This window comes from Mesorhizobium sp. LMG 17147 (assembly GCF_024297145.1).
GTDB lineage: Bacteria > Pseudomonadota > Alphaproteobacteria > Rhizobiales > Rhizobiaceae > Mesorhizobium.
The window spans coordinates 24825-42080 of sequence record NZ_JANCTC010000009.1 but is presented as its reverse complement, the minus strand read 5'-3'; the positions used below and the strand labels follow the sequence as shown (position 1 = coordinate 42080).

At 61.8% G+C, this 17256-nt stretch carries 17 protein-coding genes, 1 other RNA gene and 2 pseudogenes; 12 read left to right on the top strand and 8 right to left on the bottom strand.

Annotated elements, in window-relative coordinates; genetic code table 11:
* Window positions 1–438: a MarR family winged helix-turn-helix transcriptional regulator gene (locus tag NMG46_RS17995; RefSeq protein WP_254818948.1), complete on the bottom strand. Its 438-nt coding sequence runs from the start codon at window positions 436–438 to the stop codon at window positions 1–3.
* Between the two features lie 154 nt (window positions 439–592).
* On the opposite strand from NMG46_RS17995, the gene NMG46_RS17990 reads away from it, so the two are divergent.
* Window positions 593–2386, top strand: a complete 1794-nt coding sequence (locus NMG46_RS17990) for a chloride channel protein (RefSeq protein ID WP_254818947.1) — start codon at window positions 593–595, stop codon at window positions 2384–2386.
* A 3-nt stretch (window positions 2387–2389) separates the two neighbouring features.
* Here the strand turns inward: NMG46_RS17990 and NMG46_RS17985 are convergent, their stop codons facing one another.
* From NMG46_RS17985 to NMG46_RS17970, 4 genes are all read right to left on the bottom strand, one after another.
* Window positions 2390–2611 carry a ribbon-helix-helix domain-containing protein gene (locus NMG46_RS17985; RefSeq protein ID WP_254818946.1) on the bottom strand — a complete coding sequence of 74 codons (222 nt, stop codon included), beginning with the start codon at window positions 2609–2611 and terminating at the stop codon, window positions 2390–2392.
* A gap of 19 nt (window positions 2612–2630) precedes the next feature.
* The gene (locus tag NMG46_RS17980; protein ID WP_254818945.1) at window positions 2631–2834 is read right to left on the bottom strand and encodes a DUF4169 family protein; all 204 of its coding nucleotides are present in this window, start codon (window positions 2832–2834) and stop codon (window positions 2631–2633) included.
* Window positions 2835–2852: 18 nt separating this feature from the next.
* Window positions 2853–3389, bottom strand: a complete 537-nt coding sequence (locus tag NMG46_RS17975; RefSeq protein WP_254818944.1) for an SspB family protein — start codon at window positions 3387–3389, stop codon at window positions 2853–2855.
* Between the two features lie 134 nt (window positions 3390–3523).
* Window positions 3524–4207: a TetR/AcrR family transcriptional regulator gene (locus tag NMG46_RS17970; protein ID WP_254818943.1), complete on the bottom strand. Its 684-nt coding sequence runs from the start codon at window positions 4205–4207 to the stop codon at window positions 3524–3526.
* 167 nt (window positions 4208–4374) lie between these two features.
* Between NMG46_RS17970 and NMG46_RS17965 the strand changes: the two genes are divergently transcribed.
* Both NMG46_RS17965 and NMG46_RS17960 read left to right on the top strand, forming a co-directional pair.
* On the top strand, window positions 4375–5580 hold the full coding sequence (locus NMG46_RS17965) for a multidrug effflux MFS transporter (RefSeq protein WP_254818942.1): 1206 nt from the start codon (window positions 4375–4377) through the stop codon (window positions 5578–5580).
* Window positions 5581–5657: 77 nt separating this feature from the next.
* A pseudogene (locus tag NMG46_RS17960) lies at window positions 5658–6545 on the top strand (LysR family transcriptional regulator); the annotation flags it as partial.
* Between the two features lie 24 nt (window positions 6546–6569).
* Here the strand turns inward: NMG46_RS17960 and NMG46_RS17955 are convergent.
* A pseudogene (locus tag NMG46_RS17955) lies at window positions 6570–7308 on the bottom strand (SDR family oxidoreductase).
* A gap of 402 nt (window positions 7309–7710) precedes the next feature.
* Here NMG46_RS17955 and NMG46_RS17950 point away from each other — a divergent pair.
* A complete protein-coding gene (locus NMG46_RS17950; protein WP_254818941.1) occupies window positions 7711–9510 on the top strand; it encodes an acetolactate synthase 3 large subunit in 1800 nt (599 codons plus the stop codon).
* 82 nt (window positions 9511–9592) lie between these two features.
* Here NMG46_RS17950 and ssrA read toward each other — a convergent pair.
* Window positions 9593–9948, bottom strand: a transfer-messenger RNA (tmRNA) gene (ssrA, locus tag NMG46_RS17945).
* 162 nt (window positions 9949–10110) lie between these two features.
* On the opposite strand from ssrA, the gene NMG46_RS17940 reads away from it, so the two are divergent.
* From NMG46_RS17940 to NMG46_RS17915, 6 genes are all read left to right on the top strand, one after another.
* The gene (locus NMG46_RS17940; protein ID WP_254818940.1) at window positions 10111–10422 is read left to right on the top strand and encodes a DUF2853 family protein; all 312 of its coding nucleotides are present in this window, start codon (window positions 10111–10113) and stop codon (window positions 10420–10422) included.
* 113 nt (window positions 10423–10535) lie between these two features.
* A complete protein-coding gene (locus NMG46_RS17935; RefSeq protein WP_254818939.1) occupies window positions 10536–11330 on the top strand; it encodes a thymidylate synthase in 795 nt (264 codons plus the stop codon).
* 281 nt (window positions 11331–11611) lie between these two features.
* Entirely contained in the window at window positions 11612–12403 is a 792-nt protein-coding gene (modA, locus tag NMG46_RS17930) for a molybdate ABC transporter substrate-binding protein (protein ID WP_254818938.1), read from the top strand.
* Window positions 12404–12419: 16 nt separating this feature from the next.
* Window positions 12420–13124: a molybdate ABC transporter permease subunit gene (gene modB / locus NMG46_RS17925; RefSeq protein WP_254818937.1), complete on the top strand. Its 705-nt coding sequence runs from the start codon at window positions 12420–12422 to the stop codon at window positions 13122–13124.
* Window positions 13121–14233 (top strand): molybdenum ABC transporter ATP-binding protein, encoded by a 1113-nt coding sequence (gene modC, locus NMG46_RS17920; protein ID WP_254818936.1) that lies wholly within the window; start codon window positions 13121–13123, stop codon window positions 14231–14233. Before modB ends, modC begins: the two co-directional genes overlap by 4 nt.
* Before the next feature lie 81 nt (window positions 14234–14314).
* Entirely contained in the window at window positions 14315–14656 is a 342-nt protein-coding gene (locus tag NMG46_RS17915; protein ID WP_023676697.1) for a winged helix-turn-helix domain-containing protein, read from the top strand.
* A gap of 33 nt (window positions 14657–14689) precedes the next feature.
* Here NMG46_RS17915 and cobF read toward each other — a convergent pair whose 3' ends face one another.
* Window positions 14690–15463, bottom strand: coding sequence for a precorrin-6A synthase (deacetylating) (gene cobF / locus NMG46_RS17910; protein WP_254818935.1), 774 nt, complete (start codon window positions 15461–15463; stop codon window positions 14690–14692).
* Window positions 15464–15604: 141 nt separating this feature from the next.
* Here cobF and NMG46_RS17905 point away from each other — a divergent pair, with 141 nt between their 5' ends.
* Complete coding sequence (locus tag NMG46_RS17905; RefSeq protein ID WP_254818934.1) at window positions 15605–16615, top strand: DUF4424 domain-containing protein; 1011 nt, start codon at window positions 15605–15607, stop codon at window positions 16613–16615.
* Complete coding sequence (locus NMG46_RS17900; RefSeq protein WP_254818933.1) at window positions 16615–17133, top strand: dihydrofolate reductase; 519 nt, start codon at window positions 16615–16617, stop codon at window positions 17131–17133. The genes NMG46_RS17905 and NMG46_RS17900 overlap by 1 nt, the downstream gene beginning before the upstream one ends.
* Window positions 17134–17256: the final 123 nt, after the last annotated feature.

Here is a 17256-nt window from a genome sequence, read left to right as displayed (position 1 = left end):
TTATGTGTCGCGTCCAGCAAGCAAGCGCTTGAGCATCGGCTCGATCCGCCCGAGTTCGTCGAGATGAGCGGCTGACAGATCGGCGAGACTGTCGTCGGCGCGCTCGGTCAGCCGCAGCAGCACGCGGCGGTGGTCCTCCTCGTCGTGGTCCCTCGCGACGAGCCCGGCTTCGCAAAGACGGTTGACCAATTCCACTGCGCTGTGATGGCGGATGCGCAGGCGCTCCGCGAGGTCGCCAATGGTCACCGGCCCTCCGCCGGGAAACCCTTTGATTGCAAGCAGGGCCTGATGCTGGCGCGGTGTCAGGCCGGCTTCCTGCGCCTGGATCTGGCTGAATTCGAGAAAGCGGCGGATCAGGTAACGAAATTCGGACAGCCTCTGGTAATCGGCCGGCCCGATCGTTGCGCCGCGCTTTTGTGGCTTCGAAGTCTCTGCCATCGAATCCTTTCCGACAAAGCCGCAAACGGGCCTTGAACATTTATATCGTGTTACGATACAGAGCGCACCAACATGGCTCGTGCCCGCCATCATCGGTGGCACGGCCAGCGACCCATCCGCAAGTCGGCACGCCGTCAGAAAGCAAGGTTTGCAAATGAACTCCGATCACGCCAACCCCGGGCATCTGCGCGATTTTACCACCGATGCCCGGGTGCTGCTCATTGCCGGCATAGCGGTGATGGTGGCGACGGCGGGGTTGTTTGCCGGCATTGCCCTTTTGAAGCTGATCCGGCTTGCCACGAACATCGCCTATTTTGGCCAGTTCACGCTCGCCGACCTGAAACTGCAGGATACGCCGCTTGGCTATGCCTCGGTATTCGTTCCGGTCATCGGGGCATTGATCATCGGTATGATGGCTCGCTTCGGAAGCGAAAAGATTCGCGGCCATGGCATTCCCGAAGCCATCGAGGCGATCCTGCTCGGACGCTCGCGGCTCGACGCCAAGGTGGCGATCCTGAAGCCGTTGTCGTCGGCAGTCTCGATCGGCACCGGTGGGCCATTCGGCGCGGAAGGGCCTATCATCATGACCGGCGGCGCCGTCGGCTCGCTGATCGCGCAGATGCTGCCGGTCAGCGACAATGAACGCAAGACGCTGCTGGTGGCGGGTGCGGCGGCCGGCATGACCACCGTGTTCGGAACACCGATCGCTGCCATCATGCTTGCGGTGGAATTGCTGCTCTTCGAATGGACGCCGCGCAGCTTCATTCCCGTAGCGGTCGCCGCGGTTATTGCCGAGGTCGAGCGCACCATGCTGCACCTGCCGGGGCCGATCTTCCCGTTTCAGGGCGGCATGGAGGTTTCATTTCCAGCCCTTGCCGGCTGGGTGCTGGTCGGCATGGCAGCCGGGCTGCTATCGGGGTTGCTGACCCAGATGGTCTATGCCTGCGAGGACGGTTTCCAGAAGCTGCCCATCCACTGGATGTGGTGGCCGATGCTCGGCGGCCTGGTGGTCGGCATTGGCGGGCTGATCGAGCCGCAGGCGCTCGGCGTCGGCTATGACAATATCGCCGACATGCTGGATGGCCGCACGATAGCGACCGCTGCGCTCACCCTGTTGGTGGTGAAGGCGATCATCTGGTCGGTCGCACTCGGCTCGGGAACGTCGGGAGGTGTGCTGGCGCCGCTGCTGATCATGGGCGGGACGATGGGCGCGGTCCTCGCCGGCTTCCTGCCGGCCGCCGATCCGGGCTTCTGGGCGCTGCTGGCGATGGCGGCGACGATGGGCGGCACCATGCGTGCGCCGCTGACCGCCACCTTCTTTGCGGTCGAACTGACCGGCAACACCCATGTCCTGGTGCCGCTGATCGCGGCAACTGCCACTGCGCATGCGGTGACCGTGCTGTTGATGAAGCGTTCGATCCTCACCGAAAAAATCGCACGGCGAGGGCATCACATGGTTCGCGAATACCGTGTCGATCCGTTCGCCCTGACCAGGGTGCGCGAGGTGATGACCAGCGAGGTCGAGAGTGTGCCGGCGACAATGACGCTACACGGCGCGGCAGCGTTCCTGACGGCGCCCGAGACACGGCATCCGAGCTTTCCGGTCGTCGATGAAGAGGGCCACGTGCTCGGCGTCATCGACCCGCCGGCGATCCTGCACTGGAGACGCGCCGGCAAGCACCGCACGACGACGCTTGGCGAACTGCTGGCCGGCAGCAAGGTCACGCTGGCCTATCCGGATGAGTATCTCGAGGGCCTCTCCGACAAGCTGTTGATGGCGAACGTGTCCCATTTGCCGGTCGTCACGCGAGAAAATGCCCGGCTGGTGGGCTATGTCGGCTGGAAGGACCTGATGCGCGTCAGATCGAAGAAACAGGCCGAAGAACGCGACCGCTCGGCTTTGCTGGGCTTCCATATCCGGCGCAGGAAACAGGATAGCGTTGCCTGAAGGCTAAAACTTGCCGCGCTTGGCCCAATCCAGCACATAGAGCCTGAGCGCCGAGGAGAGGTTCGCATCGCGCGGGCGGCTCTCGTCGATTTCGGCGACAAGCGCGGCGAGCGTCAGTTTTCGCACGGCCGCAATAGCGATCAGGTCGTCGTAAAAAGGCTTTTCGAGCGAATAGCTGGTGCGGTGGCCGCGAATCGTGACCGAGCGCTTTTCGACCGGGCTCACGCGACGATCCTATTCACATTCAAGCATCGGATTTGTCCGAATCGCCCGATTTTTCGCGGCGATGGCCGGCGACGAACTTATCGGCCTTGTTGGCGATCAGGCGGTCGCGATCCCGGCTGGTTTTGGAACGGCCATGCAGCGCCCGGTTCTGCTCGGCCAGGCGCTCCTTCTCGGTTCGCGCCTTCTGCTTGCGTGCCTGACGGAGATTGACGATCTCGGCCATGTCACGCCGCCCGTCGGGTCATTTCTTGCGGAAGGCGTCGAGCGACACCACGTCGGCGCCCTTGGCACCGGCGTCGGCCGCGGCAGGCTTCTTTTCCACCTCAGCGTTTTTCTTCTTCGTCTCAGGCTTTTTCTCGGCGACGATGGCCAGCGGCTCGGGAGCAGGCTTGGCCTTTGTCTCCTGTTCCGCCGGGGTGTCGGTCTTGACGTCGAATTCGAGCTCGAAGTTGACGGATGGATCGTAAAAGCCGCGCACTGCCGAGAACGGGATTTCCAGTTTCTCCGGCACGTCGGAAAACGACAACCCGACTTCGAAGCCGGTGTCGCTCACCTTCAGGTCCCAATACTGGAACTGGATGACGATGGTCATCTGTTCGGGATAGCGCTCGCGCAGCCGCGACGATACGCGCACACCCGGCGCGCCGGTGAGAAAGGTGATGAAGAAGTGATGGTTGCCCGGGAGACCGGTGCGCGCGACCTCGGCCAGGACTTTGCGCATGACGCCGCGCAACGCCTCCTGGGCCAGAATGTCGTAGCGGATGTGGTCGTCGGCCATGTGGCTGTCGGGTTCCGTTGAATCGTCCTGATAGCTGTAATCAAGCTTGAGCGCGGCGTAAACCGGATATAGATCGCCTGCGTGCGGAAGCGAAGCCCATTGGCGACGATTTGATCGTCAAACGGCTTTGATCGTCAAGCGCTGGCGAGCGCGCCCTGTTTACGAGCCACAGGCTGCCGCTTGCCGAAGGCGCGCAGGAAGGTGCGCACGCCATTTGTCGCCGACTGCACCACCTCGTCCTCGGTCGGTGTGCCGCCGAGCATGAACGTCGTCTGCAACTCGGCATTGGCAAGCGCCATGAACTGGCGCGCTGCGACATCGGGATCGTCGATATCAAGGAAGCCGGCATGAGCGAGGCGGGCGAAGCGGGCGGCGATCGCCGGCCATGTCCTGCCCGGTCCTTCTTCGCGCCATTCGGCGAACAACTCGGGATAGCGCCCGCCCTCGGTCTGGATCAGCTTGCGCAGGAATTTGCCGTCGCGGTTGCAAATGCAATTGTGGGTCATCCGCACAGCAAAGGCGATGAGGTCGGCCTCGAGATTCTTCGGCTGATCGGGAAAAGTGGAAATCGTGGCAAAGATGCCCGCGTTGCAACGTTCGGTGAGGTCGCGGACGATGGCAACGAAGAGTTTTTCCTTGTCGCCGTGATGATTGTAGATGGTCTGGCGGGAGACGCCGGCCTCGGCGGCAATCATATCGATATTCGCACCGGCGAAGCTTTCGCGGCAGAAGACCGAGGTGGCGGCATCGACAATCGATATCCGCTTGGCCTCATGGCCCCGTGGCGGGAAAATGTCAGGAGAAACGTTGGCCTTCATGCAAAACTATATAGAGGTGGTTGACGAATTAGACAAGCCTGTCTAAATTTGTGGACTGCACGAAGGGAGTTTCGTTCCGCAGAAGAGTCGGAACTCCATGGGATGGAACGTCCTAGGGTTACGCGCCGGTCCTCGGCGGCAACCAGAATTCGAAAGAGCCTGCTATCATGAACGCCAAATTCCTCCGCATTGCGGTCGTGCTCGGCCTATTGTCCGCGATCGGCCCGTTTGCCATCGACATGTATCTTCCGGCCCTGCCGTCAATAGGCGAGGATCTGCATGCCGGCACTGCCGCGGTGCAGATGAGTCTGCTGATCTTCTTTCTTTCCATGGGCTTCGGCCAGATCGTCGTCGGACCGATCTCCGACATGGTCGGCCGCAAGCTGCCGCTCTACGGCGGCCTGGTGCTGTTCATGGTCGGCGGCGTCGGCTCGGCGCTGGCTCCCTCGATCGAATGGCTGATCGCCTTCCGCTTCCTGCAAGGGCTCGGCGCCAGCGCCGGCATGGCCGTGCCGCGCGCGATCGTGCGCGACCTGCATACCGGCACCGAGGCCGCTAAGTTGATGTCGCTGCTGATGCTGGTGTTTTCGGTCTCGCCGATCCTGGCGCCGCTGACCGGTAGCCAGATCATCGAGAACTTCGGCTGGCGCGCCGTGTTCTGGACGGTGACGGGCGCGGCCGTGCTCGCCACCATCCTGCTGGCGACCTCTCTCAAGGAGACGCGGCCGGTCGAAGAGCGCGCCGGTTCGTCCTTCGGGACGGCACTTTCCGGCTACCGCTTCCTGATGGGCGACCGCAACTTCCTTGGGCTGACGGCCATCGCCGGCTTCGGCATTGCGAGCTTCTTTGTCTATCTGTCGAGCTCGTCCTTCATCCTGATCGACCATTATGGCCTGTCCCCTTCGGTTTACAGCGTGTTCTTCTCGATCAATGCGGTTGCCTTCATCGGCATGTCGCAGCTGACCGGGTTGCTATCGGAGCGGTTCGGGCTGCAGCGCGTGGTGCGCGTCGCGGTGACCGGCTATGCGACGACGATGGTGGTGCTGTTCGCGGTGATGGCATCGGGTGTCGACCGGCTCGACGTAATGGCGGCGCTGCTGTTCATCGGCTACGGCTTTCTCGGCCTGGTCATCCCGACAACGTCGGTGCTGGCCATGGAAGAGCATGGCGAGATCGCCGGCACCGCTTCGGCGTTGATGGGCACGCTGCACTTCGCCATCGGCGCGGTCGCCATGGGCGTCGCCGGCGTGTTTTTCGACGGCACGCCGCTGCCGATGGTGGCGGGCATCACGCTGTGCGCGGCGATCTCCTTCACACTGGCCAGGATAACGCTCGGCCGCAGCCGGGACGTTGCGGAAGCGCCGGCGGAGTAAGCTTCACCTATCGAGACAAAAAGGCCGGGCGATGTTCCCGGCCTTTTCACGTTTGCGGTCCCGGTTCAAAGCAGCCTATGCCTATACGACGGGTTCAAGACATGCAGCTTCGACATCTCAAGACCTTCGTGGCGGTCGCCACCACCTTGAACATCACGCGCGCCTCCGAGCGGGTTCATCTTGCCCAATCGAGCGTGACCGAACAGATCCAGGCGCTGGAAGCCGATCTGGGCACGTCGCTGTTCGACAGGTCACGGCGTGGCTTGAAGCTGACAGCGGCAGGACAGCGCCTGCTGGACTACGCAAACGATCTCCTCGACCTTGCGGACGAAGCCCGTTCCGCTGTCGCCGACGCGAGCGGTACGGTTGCCGGTCGTCTGACGGTCGGCGGCCTGGAGACGCTTTGCTCGACACGCTTGCCGGCTTTGCTGGGGGAATTCCATCGGCGTCATCCCGATGTGGAACTGGACCTCAGGGCGAACGATAGCAGTGGGTTGCGTGCCGGCGTGACAAGCGGGGCGCTGGACGTATCGTTCCATTTCGGAGCCGTCCCGGCGGCGGCGCCGGAGCTGCGAAGCGAACAGATAGCCGAGGAAGAGCTCGTCGTCATAATGCCGGCAAATCACCGGTTGGCCGGATATTCTGCCATAAGATCCGACGACCTGGCTGACGAGGCCTTCCTCGTCACCCAGCCCGGTTGCGTCTATAGGCGGATGTTCGACGAAACGTTTGCCGCAACATTGCCTGACTGTCCAAAACTCGTCGGCGAGTTCGCAAGCATGGGTGCGATACGGGGCCTTGTTGCAGCCGGTCTTGGATGCGCGCTGGTTCCGCGTCTCGTGGCTTCCGCGGCCGACGCCAATATCGTCGTGTTGCCTTGGGTCGGAAGCAGCCCGGTGACGCCGGTCACCATGGTATGGCGCCACCGGCGCATTCAAGCGCCGGTGCTGCGGCTGTTCCTCGCAATGGTTCGCGAAATTTGGCCATGGCTAGACCAGCCGCTGGCCACCATCGACATGAAGCACCGTTCCGGTGATGAAGCCGTTATGCATCAGGGACGTGATGGCCTGGGCAATGTCGGCTGCCTGCCCGATCCGGCCGACGAGCAGGCGCTTTGCCATGCCGTCCAGCGCAGCCGTCTTTCCGCTGCCGGCGACGGCATTCCAAATCGGCGTGTCGACCCAGCCCGGCGAGAGGACGTTGACGCGGATCGGCGCCAGTTCGACGGCAAGCGCGTAGGCGAGTGAGGCGAGGGCCCCATTAACGGCTGCCACCACCGAGCCTTTCGCAGCCGGACGATAGGCGGCGATGCCCGAGGTCAGCGTGATCGATCCCCTGGGCGTCAGACGAGGCGCGCCATGCTTGGCAAGAAGAAGCGGTCCGACGACCTTGGAATCCATCACTTTCCGCGCCAACGAGATGTCCATGTCGGGAAGCAATACATAGACGCCCGTGACGTCGGCGGCGGTCGAGACGATGTGGTCGAGCGTACCGACATCCTGGAACAGGCGTCGGATCGTCCTCGCTTGTGACGTCGGCTGCGATCGTCCTAAGCCTTTCCGGGTGAGGCGAGCGCCGCCGTGCGGCCGACAACCGGTCCTGGGAGCGGCCGACGATCGTAACCTCGGCGCCGGCGGCAAGCCGCTGTTCGGCCAGCGACAGCCCCATGCCGGAACTGCCGCCCACGATCAGGATGCGTTCGTGTTTTGGTGTGGTTTCCTGGTTCATCTTGTCTCCATCAGGTAGCTCGCCGGGCATGACCACACGCGGCGAGAAACTGAGGCCTTGTCCCGCAAAGGCATGAGAGAAGGGAAACGGGAAGATACGAATGCTGCCATCGGAGGTTCCGATGATGGGAAGCCCTTGGGCTTTCGCCTCAACCTGAGACGCTCAGCCCGAGACGTTGACGATGCGCGATTTTCTGTGTAGCAGCGATCATCATGAAAATCGCAACGGTTCTTGCAGTGGTAGGAAAGCGCACGGGCAGGATGGTGTAACCATCCGGCGACAGCCACCCGTGCGCGACAAACAGGCTCCTGACGGGGCCTTTTTTTATGCCCGAAATTCCTCTTACGCCCGAATTCGGCGACGCCCCGTCAACCCATCCTCATCACGCTACGGGACAGAACCATGACAGGCGATAATTCCATTCGGCATACGAGCAACCGCATGACAGGAGCGGAGATCGTTCTCCGCGCACTCAAAGACAATGGTGTGGAGCATATTTTCGGCTATCCCGGCGCGGCCATATTGCCGATCTATGACGAGATATTCCAGCAGGACGACATCAAGCATATCCTTGTGCGCCACGAACAGGGTGCCGGCCATGCCGCCGAGGGTTATGCCCGGTCCACGGGCAAGGTCGGCGTGATGCTGGTCACGTCAGGCCCAGGCACGACAAATGCCGTGACGCCCCTGCAGGACGCACTGATGGATTCAGTGCCGATCGTCTGTCTGTCCGGACAAGTGCCGACAACATTGATCGGCTCCGATGCGTTTCAGGAATGTGACACGATTGGCATCACGCGATCCTGCACCAAGCACAACTCTTTGGTCAAAGACGTCAATGACCTGGCGTCAGCGATCCACAGGGCATTCCACATCGCCCGGTCGGGGCGACCGGGCCCTGTTCTCGTCGACATGCCGAAGGACGTTCTGTTTGCGTCCGGAATGTACACGCCGCCTTCGGACATTGTCGCGCTGAAGAACTATCAACCGAAGCTGCAGGGCGATATCGGCAAGATCGGCCAGGCGATAGAATTGATGGCCAATGCCAGCCGACCCGTTATTTATACCGGCGGCGGCATCGTCAATTCCGGCCCGGAAGCATCCAGGTTGCTCCGGGAGTTGATTCAACTGACCGACTTTCCGGTCACCTCGACGCTGATGGGCCTTGGAGCTTACCCCGCCTCCGGCAAGAACTGGCTCAAGATGGTCGGTCTGCATGGTTCCTATGAGGCGAACATGGCGATGCACGATTGCGACGTCATGATCTGTGTCGGCGCGCGCTTCGATGACCGCGTGACCTCGCGTGTGGACGCTTTTTCGCCGAACTCCAGCAAGATCCATATCGACATAGATCCGTCCTCGATCAACAAGAACGTCCACGTCGATATCGGCATACAAGGCGATGTCGGCAATGTTCTGGATGACATGGTTCGTCTATGGCGCGCATTGCCTCAGAAACCGGATGGAGGCCGCCTCCAGGACTGGTGGAGAACGATCGCCGGCTGGCGCGCACGCAATTCATTCTCCTATGAGATGAACAAGGATGTGATCATGCCGCAATATGCGGTGGAGCGTCTCTACGCGCTGACGAAGGATCGCGACACATACATCACCACTGAAGTGGGCCAGCATCAGATGTGGGCGGCCCAATTCTACGGCTTGGAAAAGCCGAACCGCTGGATGAGTTCGGGCGGCCTCGGGACGATGGGCTACGGCCTGCCGGCGGCGCTGGGCGTGCAGATCGCACATCCAGACAGCCTTGTCATCGATATTGCCGGCGACGCATCGGTTCAGATGACCATGAAAGAGATGTCGACGGCAGTCCAGTACGACGCGCCGATCAAGATCTTCATTCTGAACAACGGATATATGGGCATGGTTCGCCAGTGGCAGCAAATTCTTCACGGCAACCGCCTCGCGCATTCCTATTCCGAGGCCTTGCCCGATTTTGTCAAATTGGCCGAGGCGTTCGGAGCGGTCGGCCTGCGCTGCGACAAACCAGCCGACCTTGACGATGCGATAAAGGAGATGATCGATGTGGGCGGGCCGGTGCTCCTTGACTGTCGTGTTGCCAAGCTTGCCAATTGTTTTCCGATGATCCGGACGGGCAGGGGGCACAATGAAATGCTGTTGCCCGACGACGCGGCCACAGGTGAAACATTCGCCGGTGCGATCGATACGGTCAGCCAGGGACTGGTATAAACGCCGCGGCGCCTTGGGTCTGTCAGGGCGCACGAAAAAAGCCGCCGGCCAACCTGCAGCTGCGCGTATCAAAAAAAGGGAGAATGGAGGTTTCTGTTGCCAGGTACCTCCGAACCCCGCCTAGAAGTGCGAACCACTAGGGCTTGAATTGAAGCTATCGCACCGCTTACGCGGCGAGACGTGCTTCCGCATAGTTGTCGTTGGCAACTATAAGTTTAGCCCGATAACGGTGGTACAATGCCGGGCAAAAGTACGATCTTTACACCTTCGTCGATCCTATTTCGCCCCCAGCAAAAGCCGCTCCTGAGCAGCGGTTTTTGGTGGAGGCGCCGGGTACCGCCCCCGGGTCCGAACGGCTTATTTCATCGCCTGTTTATCGCCATAGTCGGTCGAGCCGACGAAGCGAATATAGGGACTGGCGGTGGAAAATGAAAGGCCGGAATGCCACTTTCGTCCGTATCAAAGTGGATCGCGAAGGGTTGACTTGCAGCCGGTCTCAACCGAAGCTTTGTGGCGGTGAGGAGACCTAGCGCATACTTGCGGCAGCGCGCCACAATCCTCATCAACCGGGATCCCGTGGCGCCGACGAGGGGAAATTCGATGGCCGATTATCTTGCAGACGTAAAGAAATATGATGCGGCGGCGGATGCCGACGCGGTCGCCAAGATCGTCAAACATCTGGGCATCGCGCTCAGGAACCGCGATTCCTCGCTGGTGTCCTGCACCGACCCGGAGGAACTGAAGCGCGTCAGGAACAGCTGGGTCGCCGGCAAGCTCGGCGTCACCGACGGCGCCAAGGCAGATGCGGCTATCGAAAAGGCCTGCAAGGCGATGGCGGCCGACAACAGCAAGAGCCGGGTGACGTTCTATTACCTTGTCGCCAGGGATCTGGGCATGCTCGGCTCGCTCTGAGCAACCTCGCCGCTGATGCTGGTGAGGCTTCTGCTGGAATCGTCTCGCTTTGCTGTGTTCGGCCGACGGTCATTCGGCTATGTTGGCTGACAACCCGAATCGGACCGGAGCCGATGCGCCAGTATCTCGACCTTCTGAAGCATGTGCTGGAAAACGGCGCTGATCGCGGCGACCGTACCGGCACCGGAACGCGCTCGGTATTCGGCTACCAGATGCGCTTCGACCTGGCCCGCGGCTTTCCGGTCACTACCACCAAGAGGCTGCACCTGAAGTCGATTGTCCACGAGCTTTTGTGGTTCCTGGCCGGCGACACCAACATCAAATATCTCAACGATCACGGCGTCTCGATCTGGGATGAGTGGGCCGACGAGAACGGCGATCTTGGCCCGGTCTATGGCAAACAGTGGCGGTCGTGGCCGGACGGCCATGGCGGCGCGATCGACCAGATTGCGAATCTTCTGAAGGAGATACGCAAAAATCCTAATTCGCGGCGGCTGATCGTTTCGGCGTGGAACCCGGCCGAGGTGGAGGCCATGGCGTTGCCGCCCTGCCACTGCCTGTTCCAGTTCTATGTTTCGGAAGGCAAGCTTTCCTGCCAGCTCTATCAGCGTTCGGGCGATATTTTTCTCGGTGTGCCGTTCAACATCGCTTCCTATGCGTTGCTGACGCTGATGGTGGCGCAGGTGACCGGATTGAAACCCGGCGATTTCATCCACACGCTCGGCGATGCGCATCTTTACTCGAACCATTTCGAGCAGGCGTGCGAGCAATTGCGGCGCACGCCCAAGGCGTTGCCGACGCTATGGATAAACCCCGAGGTGAACGATCTCTTTGCCTTCCGCTTCGAGGATTTCCGGCTCGACAACTATTTCGCCGACGCGACGATCAAGGCGCCGATCGCGGTCTAGCACCATAGCTGACCGTCCATATCGAAATTGCCTACTACGGCTACGCCCTTGGGCGTTGTCAGCATTCAACTTGCTCGGCCGACGTCGACTTGACGCAATCCCTGGTCGCTGTTTTATGCAATATTTCCTTCGGCCTCGATACCGCTGTATCCGACGAAGATTATCGCAGGCCAGGAAAACCTCAGCCCAGAAGACCGTGGCCGGTAAAGAACCTTTCCTTGTTATGTTCACATGGATATATCGATAGACGGCTTCGGGCGATCCAGGGCGAGGAGAGTTTCATGCTGACGCGCAAGGGTTCGACGACGATTGCCAAAGTCGGTCTCGCCGCCATGCTGATGGTCGTGGTGCCGGCGGCCTATGCCGATGACAAGGTGGTCGCGTTTGCCGCGGCGAGCCTCAAGGAAGGGCTCGACGCCGTCAACAAGGCCTGCGAGGCCGACGTCGGCGAGGTGGCAACCATTTCCTACGCGGCGAGCTCGGCGCTGGCCAGGCAGATCGAAAGCGGCGCGCCGGCAGACGTGTTCATCTCGGCCGATCTCGACTGGATGAAATATCTTTCCGACAGGAAGCTGACCAAGCCCGAAACCGAAGTGAAACTGCTCGGTAACCAGATCGTGCTGGTCGCGCCGCGGGATTCCAAGGTCGAGACCAGGATTGAAAAGGGGTTCGCTCTTGCCGGGCTCGTCGGTGACGGCAAACTTGCCATGGGCGATGTCAAGGCGGTGCCGGCCGGCAAATACGGCAAGGCAGCCCTCGAATCGCTCGGTGTCTGGTCTTCCGTCGAAGGCAAGGTGGCGCAGGCCGAGAATGTCCGCGCCGCTCTAAAGCTGGTATCGACCGGCGAGGCAGCACTCGGCATCGTCTACGCGACGGATGCGCATGCCGAGCCCGGCGTGAAGGTGATCGGCACTTTCCCCGCGGGTACCCATCCGCCAATCATCTATCCAGTCGCCCAGCTTGCGGATTCTAAGAGCAAGGATACCCCGGCATTCCTAAAATGCCTGCAATCCGCCAAGGCTGGCGAACTCTTTAAGGCGCAAGGTTTTACCGTGCTCGCGCCGAGCAATTAGGGCAACGCGCTGACGCATGAACTGGCTGCTGGATCTTACTCCCGACGAATGGAACGCGGTCCGGCTGTCGATAAAGGTGGCGACCGTGGCGATGATCGCCAGCCTGCCGCCGGGCGTAGCAATCGCCCTTGTGCTCGCCCGCGGCCAGTTCTGGGGCAAGACGCTGCTCAATGGTCTGGTGCATCTGCCGCTGATCCTGCCGCCGGTGGTGACTGGCTATTTGCTGCTTTTGACTTTCGGCAAGCGCGGTCCGGCCGGGGCTTTCCTGGCCGAGCATTTCGGCATCGTTTTTTCCTTTCGATGGACGGGCGCCGCGCTCGCCTGCGGCGTAATGGGTTTTCCGCTGATGGTGCGGGCGATCCGGCTGTCTATCGAGGCCGTCGACCGCAAAATCGAGGCGGCCGCCGGCACGCTCGGCGCCAATCCGCTATGGGTATTCGGCACGATCACCCTGCCGCTTATCCTGCCCGGCCTGATCGCCGGTGCGATCCTCTCCTTCGCCAAGGCGATGGGCGAATTCGGCGCGACGATCACCTTCGTCTCCAACATCCCGAACGAGACGCAGACGCTGCCGTCGGCTATCTACACTTTCACGCAGGTTCCCGGCGGCGACGCCGGAGCGCTCAGGCTGACGCTGATCTCGATCGTCATATCGATGGCGGCACTCGTGGCCTCGGAAGTGCTGGCGCGGCGTGTCGGCCGGCGGATGGACATCGAATGACGGTTCAGGTCGACATCAGCCACCGGCTTGGCGGTTTCGCCGTCAATGCCCGCTTCGAGAGCGCCGGGCGGCTGACTGCGCTGTTCGGGCCTTCCGGCTCCGGAAAGACGACGCTTATAAATTTGATTGCCGGGCTGATCCGCCCCGACAAAGGCCGTATCGCGGCCGAGGGCCGCGTGCTGGTCGATAGCGACGCCGGCCTGTTCGTGCCGAAACACAAGCGGCGGATCGGCATGGTGTTCCAGGATGCGCGGCTGTTTCCGCATATGAGCGTGGCGAGCAATCTACGCTACGGCCGTTGGTTCACGCCGGCTGCCGAGCGCTACGCTGATATCGATGGCGTGGTCGAACTGCTCGGCATCGGTCATCTGCTCGACCGGCGGCCGGCAAAACTCTCCGGTGGCGAGAAGCAGCGCGTGGCAATCGGCCGGGCGCTGCTTGCCAGTCCGAAATTGCTGCTGATGGACGAGCCGCTGGCGTCGCTCGACGAGGCGCGCAAGGCCGAGATCTTGCCTTATATCGAGCGGCTACGCGACGAGACAAAAATTCCGATCGTATATGTCAGCCACTCGATCGCCGAAGTGGCGCGGCTGGCGAGTGACGTCGTGGTGCTGATGCAAGGCAAGGTCGCCGCTTCCGGTCCGACCGGAGCGATCATGCAGCGGTTGGATCTATTGCCGGCCGAAGAGCGCGGCGAGGGCGGTGCCGTGCTGGATACCGCGGTTCTGCGCCACGACGAAGCCTTTGGCATGACGGTGCTAGGCTCATTGGCGGGCGAGATCCGGGTGCCGCTTCTGGCAACGCCAGTCGGTGCGCCGGTGCGCGTCCGCATCCGTGCCCGCGACGTGATGATCGCCACCGAGCAGCCGGTTGGCCTCAGCGCGCTCAACATATTGCCGGGCACGATCGTGGCGATAGAGCCGGGCGAAGGGCCTACGGTCGAGATTGGCCTCGACTGCAATGGCGCAACCGTGCTTGCCCGCATCACCGAAAAGTCGCGGCAGACGCTGGGGCTCCGGCTTGGTCGACAGGTCTTCGCCGTGGTCAAGACAGTGAGCTTCGACCGGGCGAATACCGGCACCGGCTTGCCGGCCGAGGTGGATGGGTGAACGGCCGATGATTCGCTATATCGTTTGGGAATAGCGGTATCGCTGCAGAACTTGTAGAATAGCGTGACCGCGGAGGAGCAAATGCCGTCGCTGAGTTTGCGGATAAATCTCGATCCAGATGGCCGCATCGGGCCAGGCAAGATCGAGCTTCTGGAACAGATCGCCGCCTTCGGCTCGATTTCGGCCGCGGCGCGCGGCATGGAGATGTCCTACAAGCACGCCTGGGATCTGGTCGAAGACATGAACCGGGTGTTCGGCAAGCCGCTGGTTGCGGCACAAACGGGCGGCAAAAAAGGCGGTGGCGCTCAGTTGACGTCGGTCGGGCTTGCTGTGGTCAGCCGCTTCCGCGCGATCGAGCGGGCTGCGTCTTCAGCAGCGGCGGCGCATATGGAGGCGCTGCAGGCCGAGATCGACGCTGCGTGAACTCGGCGGAATTCATGCCGCGCTCGATCCCTGCTACTCCTCCGGCTCGCCCGGCTTGCGCAGCAGATAGGTGTCCATGATCCAGCCTTTTTTCCGGCGGGCCTCCTCACGGGTGCTCACGATCTTGTCGCCGACGTCGCCAATCCGGCCCGAGATGACGATCTCGTCGGGGGTGCCGAGGTAGGCGCCCCAGTGGACGGTGACGTCCTTGTCGTCCAGCGTGTTGAAGGCGCATTTGCCGTCCAGCATGACGATGGTGCTGCCGGCGTTTTCGGGCAGACCTTCCTCGGTGAGCCGGCGGCCGGTGGTGATCAAAACGGCGTCGCCGATTCGGTTCAATGCCATTTTGTGGCTGGCGGCGAGTGCCTGGATGGCGGTGATGCCAGGGATGACCTCCAGCTCGAACGCGATATTGCCTCTGAGGCGCACGCGATCCAGGATGCGCAGCGCGCTGTCGTAGAGCGATGGATCGCCCCAGATCAGGAAGGCGCCGCAGCCATCTTCGGGGAGTTCGTCACGGATCAGGCCTTCGTAGATCACGGCGATCGCTTCGTGCCAGTCGTCGACGGTCGAGCGGTAGGAAGGCGCCGGTTCGGCGCGCACCGGCACCTCGAATTCGACACGGCGCGAGTTCGGATTAGTGACGAAGCGCTCGCAGATCTGGCGGCGCAATTCGGCGAGATCGCTCTTCTTGGCGCCCTTGTCGGGAATGAACAGCACGTCGGCCCGATTGAGGCCGTTGATGGCCTGGACCGTTATGTGCTCCGGATTGCCGGCGCCGATGCCGATGACGAGAAGCTTGCGCATGGGCCAACTCCTGCCCGATCGGAACCGGTGTGTCCAGACCGACACGACATGCCGGCAGGCGCCGGCGCATTTGCCGAAAGGCTTTGAAACGCCACATTGAACAGCTAGAGTCATGTTGGCATTCTCGCCGGGGGAGTCTCCATGTTCCGTTACGTCCTGACCGCAGCCTTGGCGCTCTCGGCTACGCCTGCGCTCGCCAATGATTCGGTCGCCGAACTCGGCACTGGTGGGCTGATCCTTTCGCGCAGCGATGCGGTGGCGATGGAAAGCGAGGATCTCTACATCTCGCCGGAAAAGGTGACGGTCGACTACGTCTTCCGCAACAACACCGACAAGGATGTCAATGCGATCGTCGCCCTTCCGATGCCCGACATCGAAGGCGACCCCGAAGAAATACCGGCAATTCCGGAGGCGCAGAGCGACAATTTCCTCGGCTTCGAAGTGACGATCGACGGGGTGCCGGCAAAGCCGCAGCTCGAGCAGAAGGTGTTCGCGCTCGGCATCGACATCGGCGCTGACCTGAAGGCGCAGGGCGTACCGTTCTATCCGTTCGGCGATGCGGCCAAGGCAGCGCTGGCAAAGCTGCCGCAAGCGGTCACCGACGACTGGGTCAATCGCGGCATCATCATCGAGGACACCGCCGACGACGGTTCGGGCATGAAGACCGTCTATACGCCGTTCTGGCAATTGCGCTCGACCTATTGGTGGCGCTCGACCTTTCCGGCCAACAGGGCGGTCCATGTCTCGCATCGCTACAAGCCGAGCGTCGGCGGCACCTCCTCGGTCAGCTTCTTCTATGACGGCCAGTTCCAGGGCCAGTATGCCGCCTACAAGACACGCTACTGCATGGACGATGCCTTCGAGAATGCCGTGCGCAAGGCAGCCAAGGACGATCCCGACGGCTACCCCAAATATTTCGAGAACCGCATCGCCTATATCCTGACCACGGGCGGCAACTGGGCCTCGGGAAACATCGGTACGTTCAAGCTGACCGTCGACAAGGGCGATCCGAAGAACCTGGTCTCGTTTTGCGGCGAAAACGTCAGGAAGATCGGACCGACGACGTTCGAGATGAAGGCGCAGAACTTCTACCCCGAGCACGACATCGACATATTGCTGCTGGAGTCATCCGATGGCGGGAACGGCGGCTGATGGATCTCGCGATTTATGTCGCCATCGCCGAGAACGGCGTGATCGGGCGCGAGGGTGGGTTGCCGTGGCGGCTTTCCACCGATCTCAAGCGGTTCAAGGCCGATACGATGGGCAAGCCCATCATCATGGGTCGCAAGACCTATGAAGGCATCGGCCGGCCATTGCCGGGCAGGCTCAACATCGTGGTGACACGAGACAGGGCATGGCGCGCCGAGGGCGTCGAAGTCGCGCATTCGATCGAGGACGCGATCGCGCTGGCGACGGTGCGCGGGCGCTGCATGGCCAGCGCCGACGAGATCTGCGTCATCGGCGGCGGGGAGATCTACGCTCAGGCGCTGCCGTTGGCTGATCGGCTGCACGTGACCCATGTTCTAGCCGCGGTCGAAGGCGATGCCCATTTCCCGCCGATCGATCCGGCGCTGTGGCGGATCGTCCGCTCGCAAGACGTGGCGGCTGGCGAAAAGGACAGCCATGCGACACGCTATTCGGTTTACGAGCGGCGCCGCGACGTGCATTGAAGACGACAAGGGGTCGCGACAGGTCTAAATGGACCCAAAAGGCGGACAGTGGCGGCAGCCGATCGCGTTGAAAGCGTGCCGTTGCATCCCTATAGAAGAATAATATTGGATTTTGCGCCGGTG